Annotated in this window: 15 protein-coding genes; 7 read left to right on the top strand and 8 right to left on the bottom strand. The window is 73.4% G+C overall.

Annotated features, from left to right (window positions below):
* Position 1: 1 nt before the first annotated feature.
* Positions 2-1,699, top strand: a complete 1,698-nt coding sequence (locus tag WFI16_RS17440) for a hypothetical protein (protein ID WP_419899114.1) — start codon at positions 2-4, stop codon at positions 1,697-1,699.
* A gap of 37 nt (positions 1,700-1,736) precedes the next feature.
* Complete coding sequence (locus WFI16_RS17435) at positions 1,737-2,738, top strand: UDP-glucuronic acid decarboxylase family protein (protein ID WP_419899113.1); 1,002 nt, start codon at positions 1,737-1,739, stop codon at positions 2,736-2,738.
* A gap of 15 nt (positions 2,739-2,753) precedes the next feature.
* Here WFI16_RS17435 and WFI16_RS17430 read toward each other — a convergent pair whose 3' ends face one another.
* The gene (locus WFI16_RS17430; RefSeq protein ID WP_419899112.1) at positions 2,754-3,485 is read right to left on the bottom strand and encodes a Crp/Fnr family transcriptional regulator; all 732 of its coding nucleotides are present in this window, start codon (positions 3,483-3,485) and stop codon (positions 2,754-2,756) included.
* A 713-nt stretch (positions 3,486-4,198) separates the two neighbouring features.
* On the opposite strand from WFI16_RS17430, the gene WFI16_RS17425 reads away from it, so the two are divergent.
* The 3 genes from WFI16_RS17425 to WFI16_RS17415 all read left to right on the top strand — a co-directional run bounded on the left by WFI16_RS17425 (position 4,199) and on the right by WFI16_RS17415 (position 6,461).
* Positions 4,199-5,368, top strand: coding sequence for a zinc-dependent alcohol dehydrogenase (locus tag WFI16_RS17425; RefSeq protein ID WP_419899111.1), 1,170 nt, complete (start codon positions 4,199-4,201; stop codon positions 5,366-5,368).
* Entirely contained in the window at positions 5,365-6,159 is a 795-nt protein-coding gene (locus WFI16_RS17420) for an SDR family NAD(P)-dependent oxidoreductase (protein ID WP_419899110.1), read from the top strand. The genes WFI16_RS17425 and WFI16_RS17420 overlap by 4 nt, the downstream gene beginning before the upstream one ends.
* A gap of 77 nt (positions 6,160-6,236) precedes the next feature.
* On the top strand, positions 6,237-6,461 hold the full coding sequence (locus tag WFI16_RS17415; protein ID WP_419899109.1) for a hypothetical protein: 225 nt from the start codon (positions 6,237-6,239) through the stop codon (positions 6,459-6,461).
* Between the two features lie 36 nt (positions 6,462-6,497).
* On the opposite strand, the gene WFI16_RS17410 is transcribed toward WFI16_RS17415, so the two are convergent.
* A complete protein-coding gene (locus WFI16_RS17410; RefSeq protein WP_419899108.1) occupies positions 6,498-7,199 on the bottom strand; it encodes an ArsR/SmtB family transcription factor in 702 nt (233 codons plus the stop codon).
* A gap of 134 nt (positions 7,200-7,333) precedes the next feature.
* Here WFI16_RS17410 and WFI16_RS17405 point away from each other — a divergent pair, with 134 nt between their 5' ends.
* Positions 7,334-8,608 carry an MFS transporter gene (locus tag WFI16_RS17405; protein WP_419899107.1) on the top strand — a complete coding sequence of 425 codons (1,275 nt, stop codon included), beginning with the start codon at positions 7,334-7,336 and terminating at the stop codon, positions 8,606-8,608.
* Between the two features lie 28 nt (positions 8,609-8,636).
* Here WFI16_RS17405 and WFI16_RS17400 read toward each other — a convergent pair whose 3' ends face one another.
* Both WFI16_RS17400 and otnK read right to left on the bottom strand, forming a co-directional pair.
* A complete protein-coding gene (locus WFI16_RS17400; RefSeq protein ID WP_419899106.1) occupies positions 8,637-9,278 on the bottom strand; it encodes a class II aldolase/adducin family protein in 642 nt (213 codons plus the stop codon).
* Positions 9,275-10,552, bottom strand: a complete 1,278-nt coding sequence (gene otnK, locus WFI16_RS17395; protein ID WP_419899105.1) for a 3-oxo-tetronate kinase — start codon at positions 10,550-10,552, stop codon at positions 9,275-9,277. Before otnK ends, WFI16_RS17400 begins: the two co-directional genes overlap by 4 nt.
* Before the next feature lie 134 nt (positions 10,553-10,686).
* Here otnK and WFI16_RS17390 point away from each other — a divergent pair, with 134 nt between their 5' ends.
* Positions 10,687-12,096: an amidase gene (locus WFI16_RS17390; protein ID WP_419899104.1), complete on the top strand. Its 1,410-nt coding sequence runs from the start codon at positions 10,687-10,689 to the stop codon at positions 12,094-12,096.
* Here WFI16_RS17390 and WFI16_RS17385 read toward each other — a convergent pair whose 3' ends face one another.
* The 4 genes from WFI16_RS17385 to WFI16_RS17370 are packed head-to-tail and all read right to left on the bottom strand — an operon-like array spanning position 12,097 to position 15,702.
* Positions 12,097-12,945 carry a metal ABC transporter permease gene (locus WFI16_RS17385; RefSeq protein WP_419899103.1) on the bottom strand — a complete coding sequence of 283 codons (849 nt, stop codon included), beginning with the start codon at positions 12,943-12,945 and terminating at the stop codon, positions 12,097-12,099.
* Complete coding sequence (locus tag WFI16_RS17380) at positions 12,942-13,802, bottom strand: metal ABC transporter permease (protein ID WP_419899102.1); 861 nt, start codon at positions 13,800-13,802, stop codon at positions 12,942-12,944. Before WFI16_RS17380 ends, WFI16_RS17385 begins: the two co-directional genes overlap by 4 nt.
* Positions 13,799-14,773 (bottom strand): metal ABC transporter ATP-binding protein, encoded by a 975-nt coding sequence (locus WFI16_RS17375; RefSeq protein ID WP_419899101.1) that lies wholly within the window; start codon positions 14,771-14,773, stop codon positions 13,799-13,801. The genes WFI16_RS17380 and WFI16_RS17375 overlap by 4 nt, the downstream gene beginning before the upstream one ends.
* A gap of 8 nt (positions 14,774-14,781) precedes the next feature.
* Positions 14,782-15,702 carry a metal ABC transporter substrate-binding protein gene (locus WFI16_RS17370; RefSeq protein ID WP_419899100.1) on the bottom strand — a complete coding sequence of 307 codons (921 nt, stop codon included), beginning with the start codon at positions 15,700-15,702 and terminating at the stop codon, positions 14,782-14,784.
* Positions 15,703-15,775 lie beyond the last annotated feature (73 nt).

Below are 15,775 nucleotides of genomic sequence, written 5' to 3'. Positions count from 1 at the left end.
CATGCTGGTCTATGGCGATGCCTGGCAGGAGGTGGCGCCGGACCAGGAACTGGACCGGCTGGCCGGCCGGCTGCGCCGCGTCGCCGCCATGCCCGCCGGCCTGCCGCGCCATGCCGTGCTGGCCGAGGCCTTCTGCCAGGCCGCGGCGCTCGCCCAGGGCCTCGCCGATGCCGCCTTCGAGGCCGCCGGCGAGGACGCCCCCGGCGCCGCCCAGGAGTCCGGCATGGCCCTGGTGATGCCGCTGGCGCAGGCGCTCGGCCGGTCCTGGCGATCCGGCTTCCTGTCCGCAGTTACCCTGCCGCCGGTGCCGCGCCGCGCCGCCGGCTGGCCGGCGCGGCTGCGGCTGCGCCAGCCGGAGGGATTTTCCTTCTACGCCCTCTATCCGGAGGGGCATTGGCAGGCGGCGCTGGCCTCGGGGCTGGGGCCGGGCACGCGGGTGATCGGGCTGCGCAGCATCGGCCTGGCGCTGGCCGCCATGGTGGCCGCGGCCCTCGGCGCCGCGCCGCCGCTGAGCCTGCGCCCGACCGGGCCGCCCTTCCGCCGCCGCCTGGCGCTGTCCGCGGCGCTGCAAGCGCGGCTGGCCAAGCCAGTGCCCGCCATCGCCATCGTCGACGAGGGGCCGGGCCTGTCCGGCAGCTCGATGGCCGCGGTGGCCGAGGCGCTGCTGGCTTCCGGCCATCCGCCCGGGCGGCTGCATCTCTTCCCCGGCCATGCCGGCCTGCCCGGCGCCCAGGCCAGCGCCGCGCATCGCGCGCTGTGGCAGCGGCTGCCGCGCCATGTCGCGCCGCTGCAGCCCGATCTGGCGACCTGGCTGGCGCCGCTGGCCGGCCCGGCCGAGGCGCCGCCGCAGGAGCTCTCGGGCGGCGCCTGGCGCGGCCTGCGCTATGCGGCGGAGGCCGACTGGCCGCCGGTGGATTCGCTGCAGGAGCGCCGGAAATTCCTGCTGCAGGCCGGCGGCCGGCGCTGGCTGGCGCGCTTCTGCGGGCTGGGCGAGGCGGGGCGGCGCAAGGCGCCGCTGGCCCGCGCCCTGTCGCGCGCCGGCTTCATCCCCGCCTGGCGCGGCCTGCGCCACGGCTTCTCGCTGGAGGCCTGGGAGGCGGCGGAGGGGCTCGACCAGCGCCCGGCCGATCCGGCGCGGCTGTTCGACACCGTGCTGCGCTACCTGGCGTTCCGCGCCCGCCACTTCCCGGCAGCGGCGGCGCAGGGCGCGGCGCCGGAGGCCCTGTGGGAGATGGCCTGCGTCAACACCGGCCGGGCGCTAGGCGAGGCGGCCGGGCAGGCCTTGCGCCGCCGGACGCCCCACCTGCTGCGGCTGGCCACGCTCGCCCGGCCCTGCCGCACCGATGGCCGGATGCAGGCCTGGGAATGGCTGCACCTGGCCGATGGCCGGCTGCTCAAGGCCGATGCGCTGGACCATCACGCGGCGCATGACCTGGTCGGCTGTCAGGACATCGCCTGGGACGTGGCGGGGGCCGAGATCGAGCTCGGCCTCGATGGCGACCGGCTGCTCGCGGCGCTCGCCGGGCGGCTGGAGCGGCGGCCGGCGCCGGCGCTGCTCGACTTCCACCGGCTCTGCTACCCGGCCTTCCAGCTCGGCGCCCGCGCCATGGCGGCGGCCGCCCATGCCCATTGGCCGGCCGAGGCTGCCCGCCTCGGCCGGACCGACCCTTACGCCGCGGCGCTGGCGCGGCGGCTGTGACCCTCCCTCCTTCCGGCTCCCCATGAGGAAACATGCCATGCAAGGCGAAGCCAGCATCCTGGTCACCGGCGGCGGGGGATTCCTCGGCTCGCATCTCTGCGAACGCCTGCTCGCCGAAGGCCACCACGTCATCTGCGTGGACAATTTCTACACCGGCTCGCGCAGCAACCTGACGGCGCTGCTGCGGCATCCGCGCTTCGAGCTGATGCGCCACGATGTCTGCCTGCCGCTCTACATCGAGTGCGACGCCATCTACAATCTCGCCTGCCCGGCCTCGCCGGTGCACTACCAGCGCGACCCGGTGCAGACGGTGAAGACCAATGTCGCCGGCGCCATCAACATGCTGGGCCTGGCCAAGCGGGTGAAGGCGCGGATCTTCCAGGCCTCGACCTCCGAGGTCTATGGCGATCCCGAGCAGCACCCGCAGACCGAGGGCTACTGGGGCCATGTCAATCCGATCGGCACCCGCTCCTGCTACGACGAGGGCAAGCGCTGCGCCGAGACGCTGTTCTTCGACTACCACCGCCAGCACGGCGTCGAGGTCAAGGTGGCGCGGATCTTCAACACCTATGGCCCGCGCATGCATCCGAATGACGGCCGCGTGGTCTCGAGCTTCATCGTCCAGGCGCTGACCGGGCAGGAGATCACCCTGTTCGGCGACGGCAGCCAGACCCGCTCCTTCTGCTATGTCGACGACCTGATCGAGGGCTTCCTGCGGTTGATGAACAGCGACGCGGCGGTGACCGGCCCGGTCAATCTCGGCAATCCGGATGAATTCACCATCGCCGAGCTGGCCCGGCTGGTCATCGAAATGACCGGCTCGCGCTCGCGCCTGGCCTACCGGCCGCTGCCGCAGGACGATCCGCGCCAGCGCCGCCCCGACATCAGCCAGGCGCGCGAGCGGCTGGGCTGGCAGCCGCGCGTGCCGCTGCGCGAGGGGCTGGCCCGCACCATCGCGCATTTCGACGCGCTGCTCGGGCGTGGCGAGGGCGTCGCGCGGCTGGCCGGGCGCCAGGTGGCGGCGCCGCCGGTGCAGTGAGCGCGGCGCGCCGCCTCAACCGGCCAGGCGGGGCGGCGGCTGCCAGTCGGCGATGCTGCGCAGCGCCGCCGTCTGCTTCAGCGTGACGACGCGGCCCTTCAGCGCGATCAGCCCCTCGCGCCGCATCTGCTGCAGCGTGCGGTTCAGGTGCACGACGCTGAGGCCGAGCGCATCGGCCAGCACCTCCTGGGTCAGCGGCATGGCGAAGCAGCCGCCGCTGGCGAGGCCGGCGGCGGTCAGCCGCGCCTCGAATTCCAGCAGCAGCCCGGCCATCCGCTCATGCGCCATCTGCCGGCCGAGCCGCACCACCTGGTCGCGCAGCTGCGCCACCTCCTGCAGCTCCAGCGCCCGCAGCGCGCGCGCCAGCGGCGTCTCCTCGCCGCCGGTCACCAGGCTGGAGGCATCGACATGGCGCAGCCGCGTCAGGCTGTTGATGCTGCAGAGCTCGGCGAGCGAGGGCCGGCCGCGGCCGATGATGTCGCCGGGCAGCAGGAAGCTGATGATCTGCCGCCGCCCGTCCGGCAGGATGTGGACGCGGCAGGCCCAGCCGGCCAGCAGCAGCAGCGGCGGCGCGCTCTGGCCCTCGGCGCGCAGCTCCTGCCGGGCGGCGGTCTCGCGCGCCGGCAGCCGCGCCAGGCCGGCGACGCGCTCCGCCTCCTCCTCGGTCAGCGGCGCCAGGCCGCGCAGCCGCGCCAGCAGCGCGACGATCTCCGGGGCGTCGGCGGGCGCGGTGACCAGGCAGCTCATCGGCCGCCGCGCACGGCCACCTCCGTGCTCGGGGCGGCGGGCGAAGGGGCAGGGCGATGGCCGGCGCGCAAGCGGGCCATCCGATCTTCGGTCATCAGTTCCTCAGTGACCGCCGGCAGGCCGCGGTCGCGCAATGGTCCGGGGGGCATCCCCCGGCAAGGCCATGTCCCCCGGGCCGCCGCGGCGGGCGCCCGCCGCGCCGGGGCGTTCCGCCCGGCAGGGCGGCAGGGCGGCAAGGTCGATGTCAAATTCTCCAGCTGCGGCTCGTCTCGATGTTTCGACGACGGCAACTGCCCAAGACGGGGCAGGGAAACAACTACATATGTTATGGAGTTCGGCGCTGTATTGGCCGGGCCCGCGACAGTCGCGCCGCAGGAAAGCCGGCAAGGCGGCAAGTCATCGCCGGTCGCCGGTCTGTGAAGTTGCCCGCCCGCTGGCGCTGGCGCGGCGGTTGCAGGGGCCGGACCGGGCACAGTCGGCGGCGCAGCTTCTGCTTGGGGAGAGCTGTCCTCGGCCGAAGAGGCGGGCCAATTTACTTATGTTATACTAATTTTTCCGGCGGCCGCGACAACCCCTGACCTGCCGCGGCCGTTCCTCTCCCATCCGGCCGGCTCCCGCCGGCGGCCGACCCAGAATGGGAAGAGGAACGCCCGCATGCCGCTGCGCCCCGCCGCCACCCCGCCTGCCTGCCGCCGCCGGATCGGGGGCGTGGCATGAAGGCGCTGACCTGGCACGGCAAGTCCGACATCCGCTGCGAGGCGGTCAAGGATCCCGAGATCCAGCACGGCCAGGACGCCATCATCCGCGTCACCGCCTGTGCCATCTGCGGCTCCGACCTGCACATCTATGACGGGGTGATCCCCGGCATGGAGCATGGCGACATCCTGGGCCACGAGACCATGGGCGAGGTGGTCGAGGTCGGCCGCGACAACAAGAAGCTCAAGGTCGGCGACCGCGTGGTGGTGCCCTTCACCATCTCCTGCGGCGAATGCTTCTTCTGCCGCCGCGGCCAGTATTCCGGCTGCGAGCGCAGCAACCCGAACCGCGAGGCGGCGACCAAGCTCTGGGGCAATTCGCCGGCCGGGCTGTTCGGCTATTCGCACCTGCTGGGCGGCTATGCCGGCGGCCAGGCCGAATACCTGCGCGTGCCCTATGCCGATGTCGGGCCGATCAAGATCCCCGACGGCATGCCGGACGAGCAGGCGCTGTTCCTCTCCGACATCTTCCCCACCGGCTACATGGCGGCCGATCTCTGCGGGCTGACCGGCGGCGAGACGGTGGCGATCTGGGGCTGCGGCCCGGTCGGGCAGTTCGCCATCCGCAGCGCCTTCCTGCTGGGCGCCGAGCGGGTCATCGCCATCGACACCGTGCCCGAGCGGCTGGCCATGGCGCGCCAGGCCGGCGCGCTGACGCTCGACTTCAAGGAAGAGGACATCTACGAGCGCATCATGCAGCTCACCCAGGGGCGCGGCGCCGATGCCTGCATCGACGCGGTGGGGTCGGAGGCGGATGCGACCGCCAGCCTCGATAGCCTGATCGACCGGGTGAAGGTCGCGACCTTCATGGGCACCGACCGGCCGCATGTGCTGCGCCAGGCGATCCATTGCTGCCGCAACTTCGGCACCGTCTCGATCGTCGGCGTCTATGGCGGTCTGCTCGACAAGATCCCGATGGGCTCGGCGATCAACCGCGGCCTGACCTTCCGCATGGCGCAGACGCCGGTGCAGCGCTACCTGCCCGAGCTGCTGCAGCGCATCGAGAAGGGCGAGATCGACCCCTCCTTCGTCGTCACCCACACCGCGCGGCTGGAGGACGGGCCCGAGCTCTACAAGACCTTCCGCGACAAGCAGGATGGCTGCATCAAGGTGGTGCTGAAGCCATGACGCAGAGCCCCCCCGGAGCGCGCCGCCTGGCGCTGGTGACCGGCGCCTCCAGCGGCATCGGCTTCGAGCTGGCGCGCTGCTGCGCCGAGGACGGCCACGACCTGGTCATCGCCGCCGACGAGCCGGAGATCGAGCAGGCGGCGGTGCAGCTGCGCGGCCATGGCGCCACGGTCACCGCCGTGCAGGCCGATCTGGCGACCGAGGCGGGGGTCGACCGGCTGGTCGCCGCCCTGGCCGGCCGGCCGGTCGACGCGCTGCTGGCCAATGCCGGCCGCGGCCTCGGCCATGGCTTCCTCGACCAGGACTTCGCCGCCATCCGCCATGTCGTCGAGACCAACATCACCGGCACGCTGCGGCTGGTGCAGCAGGTCGGGCGGCAGATGCGGGCGCGCGGCGCGGGCCGCATCCTGCTGACCGGCTCGATCGCCGGCTTCATGCCCGGCAGCTACCAGGCCGTCTACAACGGCAGCAAGGCCTTCATCGATTCCTTCAGCCACGCGCTGCGCGACGAGCTGAAGGACAGCGGCGTCACCGTCACCTGCCTGATGCCGGGGCCGACCGAGACCCGCTTCTTCGAGCGGGCCGGCATGCTCGACACCCCGGTCGGCCAGGGATCGAAGGATGATGCGGCCGATGTGGCGCGCAGCGGCTATGCGGCGATGCAGAAGGGCGAGGGCGACGTGGTCAGCGGCGTCAAGAACAAGCTGCAGGCGGCGATCGCCCATGTGATGCCGGCGCCGGTGCTGGCCGCGATGCACCGCCACATGGCCGAGCCGAAGAAGGAGGGCTGAACCGCCCGGCCGCGGCAACCGGCGCGGGCTGCGCCGGTTCTGCTGCCACCACCCCTCGCATGGAGCCCGCAGGACGCATGACCGTCTCCCACCGTCTTCCGGCGCCGCCCCGGGATTTCCGGCCGCTGGGCGGGCCGCTGCAGCATGGCGTCCCCTATGCCGTCGATGCCGCCACCTGGCTGGAGCGGCGGGTGCACGACCAGCTCGGCCTGCTGCGCCAGGGCCTGCGCGACAATCCCGCCGGCTGCCTGGTGCTGGCCTTCGGCCTCGGCCTGCTGCTCGCCAGCCGCCGCGCGCGCTGAGGCCGGCGCCGCCGGGGATGCGCCGCAGAGATCCGGTCAGAGATCCTGGGGCGACAGCGCGAAGTGGCGGTGCAGCGCCTGCCAGCCGGGCGGCGTGACGCTGATCGCGCGGCTGCCCTCCTGCCGCCGTATCCAGCCCTGCGCCAGGCAGAAGCCGCAGAAGGCGCGGCCCAGCTGCCCCGCCAGATGCGGCCGCCGCTCGCTCCAGTCCAGGCAGGGCCGGCAGAACAGGCGGCCGCCGCGCGCTTCCGGCAGCGCCAGCCCGATCCCGGCGAAGAAATCGCGCCCGGCCTCGGTCAACGCGCCGCCATCCGCCGAGAGCTCGATCTGGCCGCGTGCCACCAGGCGGTCGGCGAGGGCAACGGCGACCTGCCCGGCCAGATGGTCGTAGCAGCCGCGCAGCCGCCGCAGCGCCGCATCGCGCGGTCCGGTGCGCGGCGCCGGCCGGGGCGGCGGGGCAGCGGCCGCGGCAACGGCCATCAGCCCCTCCAGCATCTGCGCCACGGCGGGCGAGGCCAGCCGGTGGTAGCGGTGCCGCCCCTGCCGCTGCATCGCCAGCAGCCCGGCCTCGGTGAGCCGGGCCAGATGGGCGCTGGCGGTCTGCGGCGCGATGCCGGCGGCGGTGGCCAGCTCGCCGGCGGTCAGCGCCCGCCCGTCGAGCAGTGCGGCCAGCATGGTGGCGCGCGCCGGCTCGCCGATCAGCGCGGCGATGCCGGCGAAGCCCGCGGTGCTCAGCATGCGCTTCCTCCCTGCTGCGGTGGCCTGATGCGGCGACCGGTCTAGCATGGCGGGGCGCGGGATGCTTCGGCCGGGATGGTAGCATCCGGCGGCGCGCCGGCGCGACACAGGCGGCGACAGCAGGAGCGCCCCGCATGGCTTTCACCGATCCTTCCCCCCCGCCGCCGACCGGCTTCTTCGGCTGGAAGGTGGTGCGCGCCGCCTTCGTCACCGCCTTCTTCGCCTGGGGCATCGGCTTCTACGGGCCGCCGATCTTCCTGCAGACCCTGGCGCAGCAGCATGGCTGGCCGGTCGGCCTGCTCTCCCTGGCGCTGACCGTGCAGTTCCTGATCGGCGCCGCGGTGGTGGCGCAGCTGGCCCGGCTGCACCGCCGCTTCGGCCAGGTCGCCGTGCTGCGCGCCGGCGCCGTGCTGACGGCGCTCGGGCTGCTGGGCTGGGCCATGGCGCAGCAGCCCTGGCAGCTGTTCCTGGCGCTGCCGCTGAGCGCGGCCGGCTGGGCGCTGACCAGCGCGGCGGCGCTGAACGCCGCCCTCGCGCCCTGGTTCGTGCAGCGCCGGCCGATGGCGCTGGGCCTGGCCTTCAACGGCGCCAGCCTCAGCGGGCTGGTGCTGTCACCGCTCTGGGTGGCGCTGATCGGCGGGCTGGGCTTCGCCACGGCGGCCGGGCTGGTCGGTGCCGTCGCCGCCGTGCTGCTCTGGTGGATGGCCGGGCGCTTCTTCGCGCCGACCCCGGCCGGGCTGGGCCAGGCGCCGGATGGCGCGGCCCCGGCGGCTTCTGCCCTGGCCGCGCCGCCACGGCCCGCTGTCGCGTCGGCGCCGCTGCCCGCCAATCCCTGGCGCGACCGGCGCTTCGCCACGCTGACGGTGGCGGCCAGCCTGGCGCTCTTCGCGCAGATCGGGCTGGTGGCGCATCTCTTCTCGGTGCTGGTGCCGCTGCTCGGCGCCGGCGCCGCCGGCTGGGCCATGGGCGGCGCCACTGGCTGCGGCATGCTCGGGCGGCTGGCGGTGGGGCGGCTGCTGCGGCCGGGGGCCAGCCGGCGCCGGGCGGCGGCGCTGAACGGCGCGGTGCAGGCGCTGGGCTCGGCGCTGCTGCTGGCCGGCAGCGCCGGCTCGGTGCCGCTGATGCTGGCGGGCTGCGCGCTGTTCGGCCTGGGCATCGGCAATGCTACCTCGCTGCCGCCGCTGATCGCCCAGGCCGAGTTCCGCGCCGAGGACCTGCCGCGCGCCGTCGCCCTGGTCACGGCGATCGGGCAGGCCGCCTATGCCTTCGCCCCGGCCGGCTTCGGCCTGCTGCGCGACGGCGGCCCGGCGATCTTCCTGGCAGCCGGGCTGCTGCAGCTGGCGGCGGGCGCGCTGCTGCTCTGGCCGCCCCCGCGCCAGTCCCGGCGCCGGCGCGGCGCGCCCGCCTGATCCCGGCGGGTCGGCGAGGCCGCCGGGATCAGGCCGGCTGCGGCTTGCCATAGGTCTTGTAGCGCTCGCGCGCCGCGGCGATCTCGCTGTCCGAGAGCAGGCGCGGCCGGCCGGCGCCGCGCGCCAGCAGGTACTGCCGCGCCAGGGTCTCCAGCCGCAGCGCCGTGGCCAGCGCGGTCGCCGCGTCGGGGCCCTGCACGATCATGCCGTGATTCTCCAGCAGGCAGGCCTTGTGCCCGGCGATGGCGCGCCCCGCCGCCTCGGCCAGGGCCGGCGTGCCGAAGGTGGCATAGGGGACGAGCGGCACGCTGTCGCCGCCGAAGCCCACCACCATATAGTGGAAGGCCGGCAGCTTCTCGCCCAGGCAGGCCAGCGCGGTGCAGGCATCGGCATGGCTGTGGATGACGCAGCCGGCCTCCGGGCAGGCGGCATAGACGGCGGCATGCATCGGCCATTCGCTCGACGGCGCGCTGCCCGGCGCCGCCGGGCCCAGGATCGGCATGCGCACCATCTGCCCGGGCGCCAGGCTGTCGGCGGTGGCGCCGGTCGGCGTCACCAGCATCTCGGCGCCGAGGCGCGCGCTGACATTGCCGCTGCTGCCATGGTTCAGCCCGTGCCGGGCCAGGGCCTTGTAGGTCTCGACCAGGGTGGCGGCGAGGCTCTCGGTCATGCGGCGGTCTCCAGGGCGGCCAGGCTGCTGGCGAAGAGGTCGATGGCGCCGAGCTTGCCGGATTTCAGCACCAGCGCCAGGGGTTCGGGCCGGCGGGCCAGGCAGCGGCCGACGCCGAGGGCGGCGAAAGGCGCCACCTGCAGCCGGGTGATGTCGAGCGCCTGCACCACCGCGCCCGAGCTTTCGCCGCCCGCCACCACCAGGCGCCGCACGCCGCGCGCGACCAGGCCCTGGGCGAGGGCGCCGAGCAGCGCCTCGGCCCGGCGGCCGGCCTCGATCGGGCCGAGCGCGGCCTGGGCGCGCGCCACCGCCTCCGGCTCGATCGAGGGCGACAGCGCCACGGGTCCGGCGGCCAGCAGCGGCGTCGCCCAGTCCAGGGCGGCGGCGACCGTCGCCTCCAGCGGCGCCAACGGATCCAGCAGCCGCACCGGATGGCCGGCGTCGCGAAAGGAGAAAAACTGGGCGCGGGTCTGCTCGGCGCAGCTGCCGGCCAGCACGGCGCCTGGCCCTTGCACCCCGGGCAGCGCCGGTGCGGCGGCCGGCGGCAGCCAGCCGCGCGCCCGCCACAGCGCCGGGTAATGCGCGGCGACCGAGGCGCCGCCGGTGGCCAGCGGCCAGTCCAGGCTGGCCTCGGCCAGGGTCTGCAGGTCGCGCTCGAAGACCGTATCGGCGACCAGGAAGGGCCGGCCGGCGGCGAATTCCGCCTGCGCCGCCTGGCGGATGGCGGCGGGGCCCTCGGCGATCTGCTCGAGGAACAGGCTGCCGACGCCGAGCCGGGTCTGCGGCGCCAGCACCCGCCGCAGGTCGGATTGCGTCATCGGCGTCAGCGGATCGTGCCGCTTGGGCGAGTCCGCCAGCAGCTGGTCGGCGACGAAAAGGTGGCCGTGGAAGACGGTGCGCCTGGCCGCCGGATAGGCCGGGCAGAAGATCACCGGTGCCGCCGGCGCGCCGCCGCAGAGCCGCTCGGCCATGTTGCCGATATTGCCCTGGGCGGTGCTGTCGAAGGTGGCGCAATACTTGAAGAAGACCTGGCGGGCCTCCAGCGCGGCGAAACGGGCGGCGCAGGCTTCGGCCAATGCCTCAGCCTCGCGCGGCGGCGCGACCCGGCTCTTCAGGGCGACGACGAGGGCGTGCAGCCCTTCCGCCGTCTCCGGCACCCCCTCGGGCCCGACCGCCAGCAGGGTGGTGGCGCCGCCGGCGACCAGCATGCCGGCCAGCTCCACGGCGCCGGTCAGGTCATCGGCCAGGGCGCCGAGAAGCAGGGGAGAGGCCATGGATCGCTCCTTGCGCTGGGCTCCGAACAAATATGATATATCCAAATGGCCGCGAGGGAAGCCCGCCTGGTGAGGCCGGGCGCGGAGTCCGCTTCCTCCCTCGTCCCGCCATCGGACAGGAAGAGGTTCCAGGCATGAACGAGACCGATCTGTGCTTCACCCCGGCGACGGCGCTGGGCGATGCGATCCGCGCCAAGCAGGTCGCGCCCAGCGAGGTCACCGCCGCCGTGCTGAAGCGGATCGAGGCGCTGGAGCCGACGCTGAACGCTTTTGCTCATTTGGCCGCCGAGCAGGCCATGGAGGCCGCCCAGGCCGCGGATGCGGCGATTGCCAAGGGCACGCCGCTGGGCCCGCTGCACGGTATCCCGGTGACCATCAAGGACCATGAGGCGGTGGCCGGCCTGCCGAACGAGTATGGCACGCATCTGCGGCGCGGCGACGTGGCCACGGCCGACAATGTCATGGTGGCGCGGCTGCGCGCGGCCGGCGCCATCATCCTGGGCAAGACGACGACGCCGGAATTCGGCTGGACCGGGGTCAGCCGCTCGCCGCTGACCGGCATCACCCACAATCCCTGGAAGCATGGCTACAATGCCGGCGCCTCCTCGGCCGGGGCGGGCGTCGGGGCGGCGGCCGGCTATGGCCCGCTGCACCAGGGCAGCGACGGGGCGGGCTCGATCCGCATGCCGGCGCATTTCTGCGGCGTCTTCGGCCTGAAGCCCAGCTATGGCCGCATCCCGCAATCGCCGATGGCGGCCAGCGACTATACCGTGCATCTGGGGCCGCTGACCCGGACGGTGGCCGATGCCGCGCTGATGCTGAAGGTGATGGCCGGGCCGCATCCCGACGACCAGTCCAGCCTGGAGGCGCAGCCGGCCGATTATCCGCGCCGCCTGGCCGAGCGCCCGCGCCGGCCGCGCATCGCCTTCAGCGCCGATCTGGGCCATGCCCGCGTCGACCCCGAGGTGGCGGCGCTGGTGGAAAAGGCGGCACGGGCCTTCGAGACCGAGCTTGGCCTCGCGGTGCAGCCGGCCGCCACCCCCTGGGGCCCGCGCGGGCCGGAGCTGGCGCGCTTCTTCTGGCCGGCGCATTTCAGCCGCCATGCCGACCGGGTCGAGGAATTCCGCGACCGCATGGACCCCGGCTTCGTCGCCTGCCTGGAGGCCGGGCTCCATATTTCCCTCGGTGACTACCAGAAGATGCGGATGGTGAAGTACGCCTATTGCGCCGAGATCCACCGCTTCTTCGAGGACTGGGACTTTCTCATCACCCCGGCGGTCTCGACCGCGGCCTTCCCCGCGGAACTGCTGCAGCCGCCGCACTGGCCGCAGCACCCCTGGGACTGGATGAGCTGGGCGGAATTCTCCTACCCCTTCAACCTGTCGCAGAACCCGGCGGCCAGCATCCCCTGCGGCTTCACCCGCGACGGGCTGCCGGTGGGCTTGCAGATCGTCGGCCGGCGCTTCGACGATCTCGGCGTGCTGCAGATGGCGGCGGCCTTCGAGGCGGTGCGGCCCTGGGCGCAGCACCGCCCGCCCGTCTGATCAGCCGGAGGCGGAGATCCGGCGACGCGCCGCCAGCAGCCCGTGCTGCGGCGCGAAGACCAGGGCCAGGGCGAAGAGGCCGGACAGCACCAGCACGATGCTGCCGGCCGGCGAGACGTTGAGGTGGAAGCTCAGCACGATGCCGATGGCATTCGACAGCAGGGCGCTGCCGGTGGCGATCGCCGCCATGCGGCCGAAGCGGTCGGCGAGCAGATAGCCGATGCAGCCCGGGGTGATCAGCAGGGCGACGACCAGGATCACGCCCACGGCCTGCACGCCCGCGACCACGGCGGCCGAGAGCAGCGCCAGGAACAGGTAGCGCAGGACAGCAACATTCAGCCCGATGCCGCGCGCATGGCCGGCATCGAAGCAGAACAGCACCAGGTCGCGGCCCTTCACCGCGAGCACCGCCAGCACCGCGCCGCCGACCAGCAGGGTCTGCCAGAAATCCTCGGGCTCGATGCCCAGGATATTGCCGAACAGGATATGGGTGATGTGCGCTTCCGTGGTCAGGAAGGCCAGCAGCACCAGGCCCATGGCGAACATGCCGGTGAAGACGACGCCGAGCGCCGCATCCTCCTTCACCCGGCTGTGCGCCTGCACGAAGCCGGCCGAGAGCGCGCAGGCCATGCCGGCGGCGAAGGCGCCGAGCGCGATCGGCAGGCCCAGCGCCGAGGCGATCACCACCCCCGGCAGCACCGCATGGGCGATGGCGTCCCCCAGCAGCGACCAGCCCTTCAGCACGATGTAGCAGGAGAGCAGCGCGCAGGCGGTGGCCACCAGGCTACCGATCAGCAGCGCCTCGCGCATGAAGTCATACGCGAAGGGGGCGAGCAGGAGCTCGGTCATGGAGTGGCCTCCATCGCCGCGCGGCGGGCGCGGCGGCCGGCCAGCAGCCCGTGCCGTGGCGCGAAGACCAGCACCAGGGTGAAGAGCAGCGCCTGCAGGCTGACGATCACGCCGCCGGTGGAGCCGTCGAGGAAATAACTGGCATAGGCGCCGAGGAAGGCGGTGCCGGCGCCGATCCCGGTCGCCAGCTGCAGCATGCGGCCGAAGCGGTCGGTCAGCAGATAGGCGGTGGCGCCGGGCGCCACCAGCATGGCGATCACCAGCACGGCGCCGACCGCCACCATGGCGGCCACGGCCACCGCCGCGACGCTGCCCAGCAGCAGGATCTGCAGGACAGACGTATTCAGCCCGATGGCGCGGGCATGGCCGGCATCGAAGCACCACAGCATCAGGTCGCGGCCGCGCAGCAGCAGCACCGCCAGCACGCCCCCGGTGACGACCAGCAGCTGCAGCGTGTCCGCCGGCGCGATGCCCAGCACATTGCCGAAGATGATGGTCTGCAGCCGGATGTTGCTGGGGAACAGGGTCAGCAGCACCAGCCCGGCGCCGAAGAAAGCGGTGAAGACCACGCCGATGGCGGCGTCCTCGCGGATGCGGCTGTTGCGGCGGATGAAGCCCATCACCCAGGCCGCCAGCAGGCCGGAGGCGAAGGCGCCCAGCGCGAAGGGCAGGCCGAGGATCCAGGCCAGCGCCACCCCCGGCACCACGGCGTGCGACAGCGCATCGCCCAGCAGCGACCAGCCCTTCAGCGCGACGAAGCAGGAGAGCAGCCCGCAGATGCCGCCGATCGCCGCCGAGATCAGCATGGCGTTGCGCATGTATTCATAGTCGAAGGGGATCAGCAGGGCTTCCATCATGGCTGCGGCTGCAGCTGTCCCAGCAGGCGCCCCTCGGCATCCATCACCAGCCGCGTCCCGTCCGGGCCGGGCACCAGGGTGACGGCGGCGCCGGCGGCCTGGCTGGCGGCGCTGCCGCCGAAGGCGCGCGCCAGGTTGGCCGGGGTAAAGATCTCCTCCGTCGGCCCGGCGGCCAGCACGGTGCCCTTCACCAGCGCCACCTGGTCGCAGAAGCCGGGCACGCTGGCGAGATCATGGGTGGAGACCAGGATGATCCGCCCTTCCGCCCGCAACTCGCGCAACAGGAGAATGATCTGTTCCTGGGTGGTGACGTCGACGCCGCCGAACGGCTCGTCGAGCAGGATGATGCGGCCGTCCTGGGCCAGGGCGCGCGCCAGGAAGACCCGCTTCTTCTGCCCGCCAGAGAGCTGGCCGATCTGCCGCTCGGCGAAGTCGAGCATGCCGACGCGGGCCAGCCCCTGCTCCACCGCGCGGCGGTCGGCCGCCGAGGGGATGCGCAGGCTGTTCATGTAGCCGTAGCGGCCCATCATGACGACATCGCGCACGCTGACCGGGAAGGCCCAATCGACCTCCTCGGCCTGCGGCACATAGGCCAGCCAGTTGCGCCGCTGCGCGGTGGCGACGCTCTCGCCGGCGATGCGGACGGTGCCGGCGGCGGGCGTGACCAGCCCCATCACCGCCTTGAACAGCGAGGATTTCCCGGCGCCGTTGACGCCGAGCAGCCCGCAGATGGTCGGCCGGTCCAGCACCAGCGAGGCGTCGCGCAGCGCGACATGGCCATTGGCATAGGCGACCGTGGCGCCCTCGACCCGCAGCGCCATCGGCGGGGCGGCGGCGGGGCCGGTTCCCCCGGCCGCGCTGCCGGTGGGGGCACTGCCGGTGGGCGCGATGCGCTCGATCAGCCAGTCGCCGAAGCCGCGCAGCGGCGAGCGGGGGAAGGCCAGGGGAGGCGGGGCAGAGGTAGCGCCCATCAGCATGTTCAGCTCCTCCCGTCCTGGAAGGCGGCGAGGATCGCCTTCGCGTTGAACTCCAGCAGGCGCAGGAAGCTCGGCGCATTGCCCTCCGGCCCGGTCAGGCTGTCGACATGCAGCACGCCGGCGAAGCGCGACCGCGCCTCCCGCGCCACCTGCTGCATCGCCCGGTCGCTGACCGTGCTCTCGCAGAACAGCACAGGAATCTTCTGGCGGCGGACGGTGTCGACGACGGTGCGGATCTGCCGCGGCGTGCCCTGCTCCTCGGCATTGATCGGCCAGAGATAGAGCTCGCGCAGGCCGTAGCCGGCGGTCAGGTAGGAGAAGGCGCCCTCGCAGGTGACCAGCCAGCGCTGCGTCTCCGGGATGCGCGACAGCTGCGCGCGGATCGGCGCGTCCAGCGCCCGGATCTCGGCGGTGTAGCGCGCCGCATTGGCGGCATAGACCGCGGCATTGGCCGGGTCGGCGGCGGCCAGCGCGCGGCGGATGTTCTCGACATAGACCACCGCATTGGCCGGCGACATCCAGGCATGCGGATTGGGGCGGCCCTTGTAGGGCCCGTCGGTGATGGCGATGCCGGCGATGCCCTCGGTCAGGATCGCCGAGGGCACGTCCTTCACCCGCTGGAAGAAGCGCTCGAACCAGCGTTCCAGCCCCATGCCGTTCCACAGCACCAGGTCGGCACCCTGCGCGCGGACGATGTCCTGCGGCGTCGGCTCGTAGTCATGGATCTCGGCGCCCGGGCGGGTGATCGATTCCACCACCGCGGCCTCGCCCGCCACGTTCTGCGCCATGTCCTGCAGGATGGTGAAGGTGGTCACCACCCGCAGCGGGCGGTCGCGCGCCTCGGCCAGGGAGGGCAGGGCCAGCAGCCCGGCCAACAGGGCCGAGGCCGCCATCTTGGCGGCAATCCGTCGCGTCAGGCGCATCCAGGCTGTTCCCTCGCATGTCAGGCTGTGGTCACGGCAGGCATCCGATGCGCGGTATTGAGCATGTAGCCGA

The organism is Roseomonas sp. USHLN139, from assembly GCF_037145735.1.
Taxonomy (GTDB): domain Bacteria; phylum Pseudomonadota; class Alphaproteobacteria; order Acetobacterales; family Acetobacteraceae; genus Pseudoroseomonas.
This window is presented reverse-complemented; position numbering and strand designations above follow the sequence as displayed.

Excerpts from the sequence above, each read along its gene's own strand:
- WFI16_RS17440 (WP_419899114.1), top strand. The coding sequence starts at position 2 with ATGCTGGTCTATGGCGATGCCTGGCAGGAGGTGGCGCCGGACCAGGAA.
- WFI16_RS17435 (WP_419899113.1), top strand. The coding sequence starts at position 1,737 with ATGCAAGGCGAAGCCAGCATCCTGGTCACCGGCGGCGGGGGATTCCTC.
- WFI16_RS17430 (WP_419899112.1), bottom strand. The coding sequence starts at position 3,485 with ATGAGCTGCCTGGTCACCGCGCCCGCCGACGCCCCGGAGATCGTCGCG.
- WFI16_RS17425 (WP_419899111.1), top strand. The coding sequence starts at position 4,199 with ATGAAGGCGCTGACCTGGCACGGCAAGTCCGACATCCGCTGCGAGGCG.
- WFI16_RS17420 (WP_419899110.1), top strand. The coding sequence starts at position 5,365 with ATGACGCAGAGCCCCCCCGGAGCGCGCCGCCTGGCGCTGGTGACCGGC.
- WFI16_RS17415 (WP_419899109.1), top strand. The coding sequence starts at position 6,237 with ATGACCGTCTCCCACCGTCTTCCGGCGCCGCCCCGGGATTTCCGGCCG.
- WFI16_RS17410 (WP_419899108.1), bottom strand. The coding sequence starts at position 7,199 with ATGCTGAGCACCGCGGGCTTCGCCGGCATCGCCGCGCTGATCGGCGAG.
- WFI16_RS17405 (WP_419899107.1), top strand. The coding sequence starts at position 7,334 with ATGGCTTTCACCGATCCTTCCCCCCCGCCGCCGACCGGCTTCTTCGGC.
- WFI16_RS17400 (WP_419899106.1), bottom strand. The coding sequence starts at position 9,278 with ATGACCGAGAGCCTCGCCGCCACCCTGGTCGAGACCTACAAGGCCCTG.
- otnK (WP_419899105.1), bottom strand. The coding sequence starts at position 10,552 with ATGGCCTCTCCCCTGCTTCTCGGCGCCCTGGCCGATGACCTGACCGGC.
- WFI16_RS17390 (WP_419899104.1), top strand. The coding sequence starts at position 10,687 with ATGAACGAGACCGATCTGTGCTTCACCCCGGCGACGGCGCTGGGCGAT.
- WFI16_RS17385 (WP_419899103.1), bottom strand. The coding sequence starts at position 12,945 with ATGACCGAGCTCCTGCTCGCCCCCTTCGCGTATGACTTCATGCGCGAG.
- WFI16_RS17380 (WP_419899102.1), bottom strand. The coding sequence starts at position 13,802 with ATGATGGAAGCCCTGCTGATCCCCTTCGACTATGAATACATGCGCAAC.
- WFI16_RS17375 (WP_419899101.1), bottom strand. The coding sequence starts at position 14,773 with ATGGGCGCTACCTCTGCCCCGCCTCCCCTGGCCTTCCCCCGCTCGCCG.
- WFI16_RS17370 (WP_419899100.1), bottom strand. The coding sequence starts at position 15,702 with ATGCGCCTGACGCGACGGATTGCCGCCAAGATGGCGGCCTCGGCCCTG.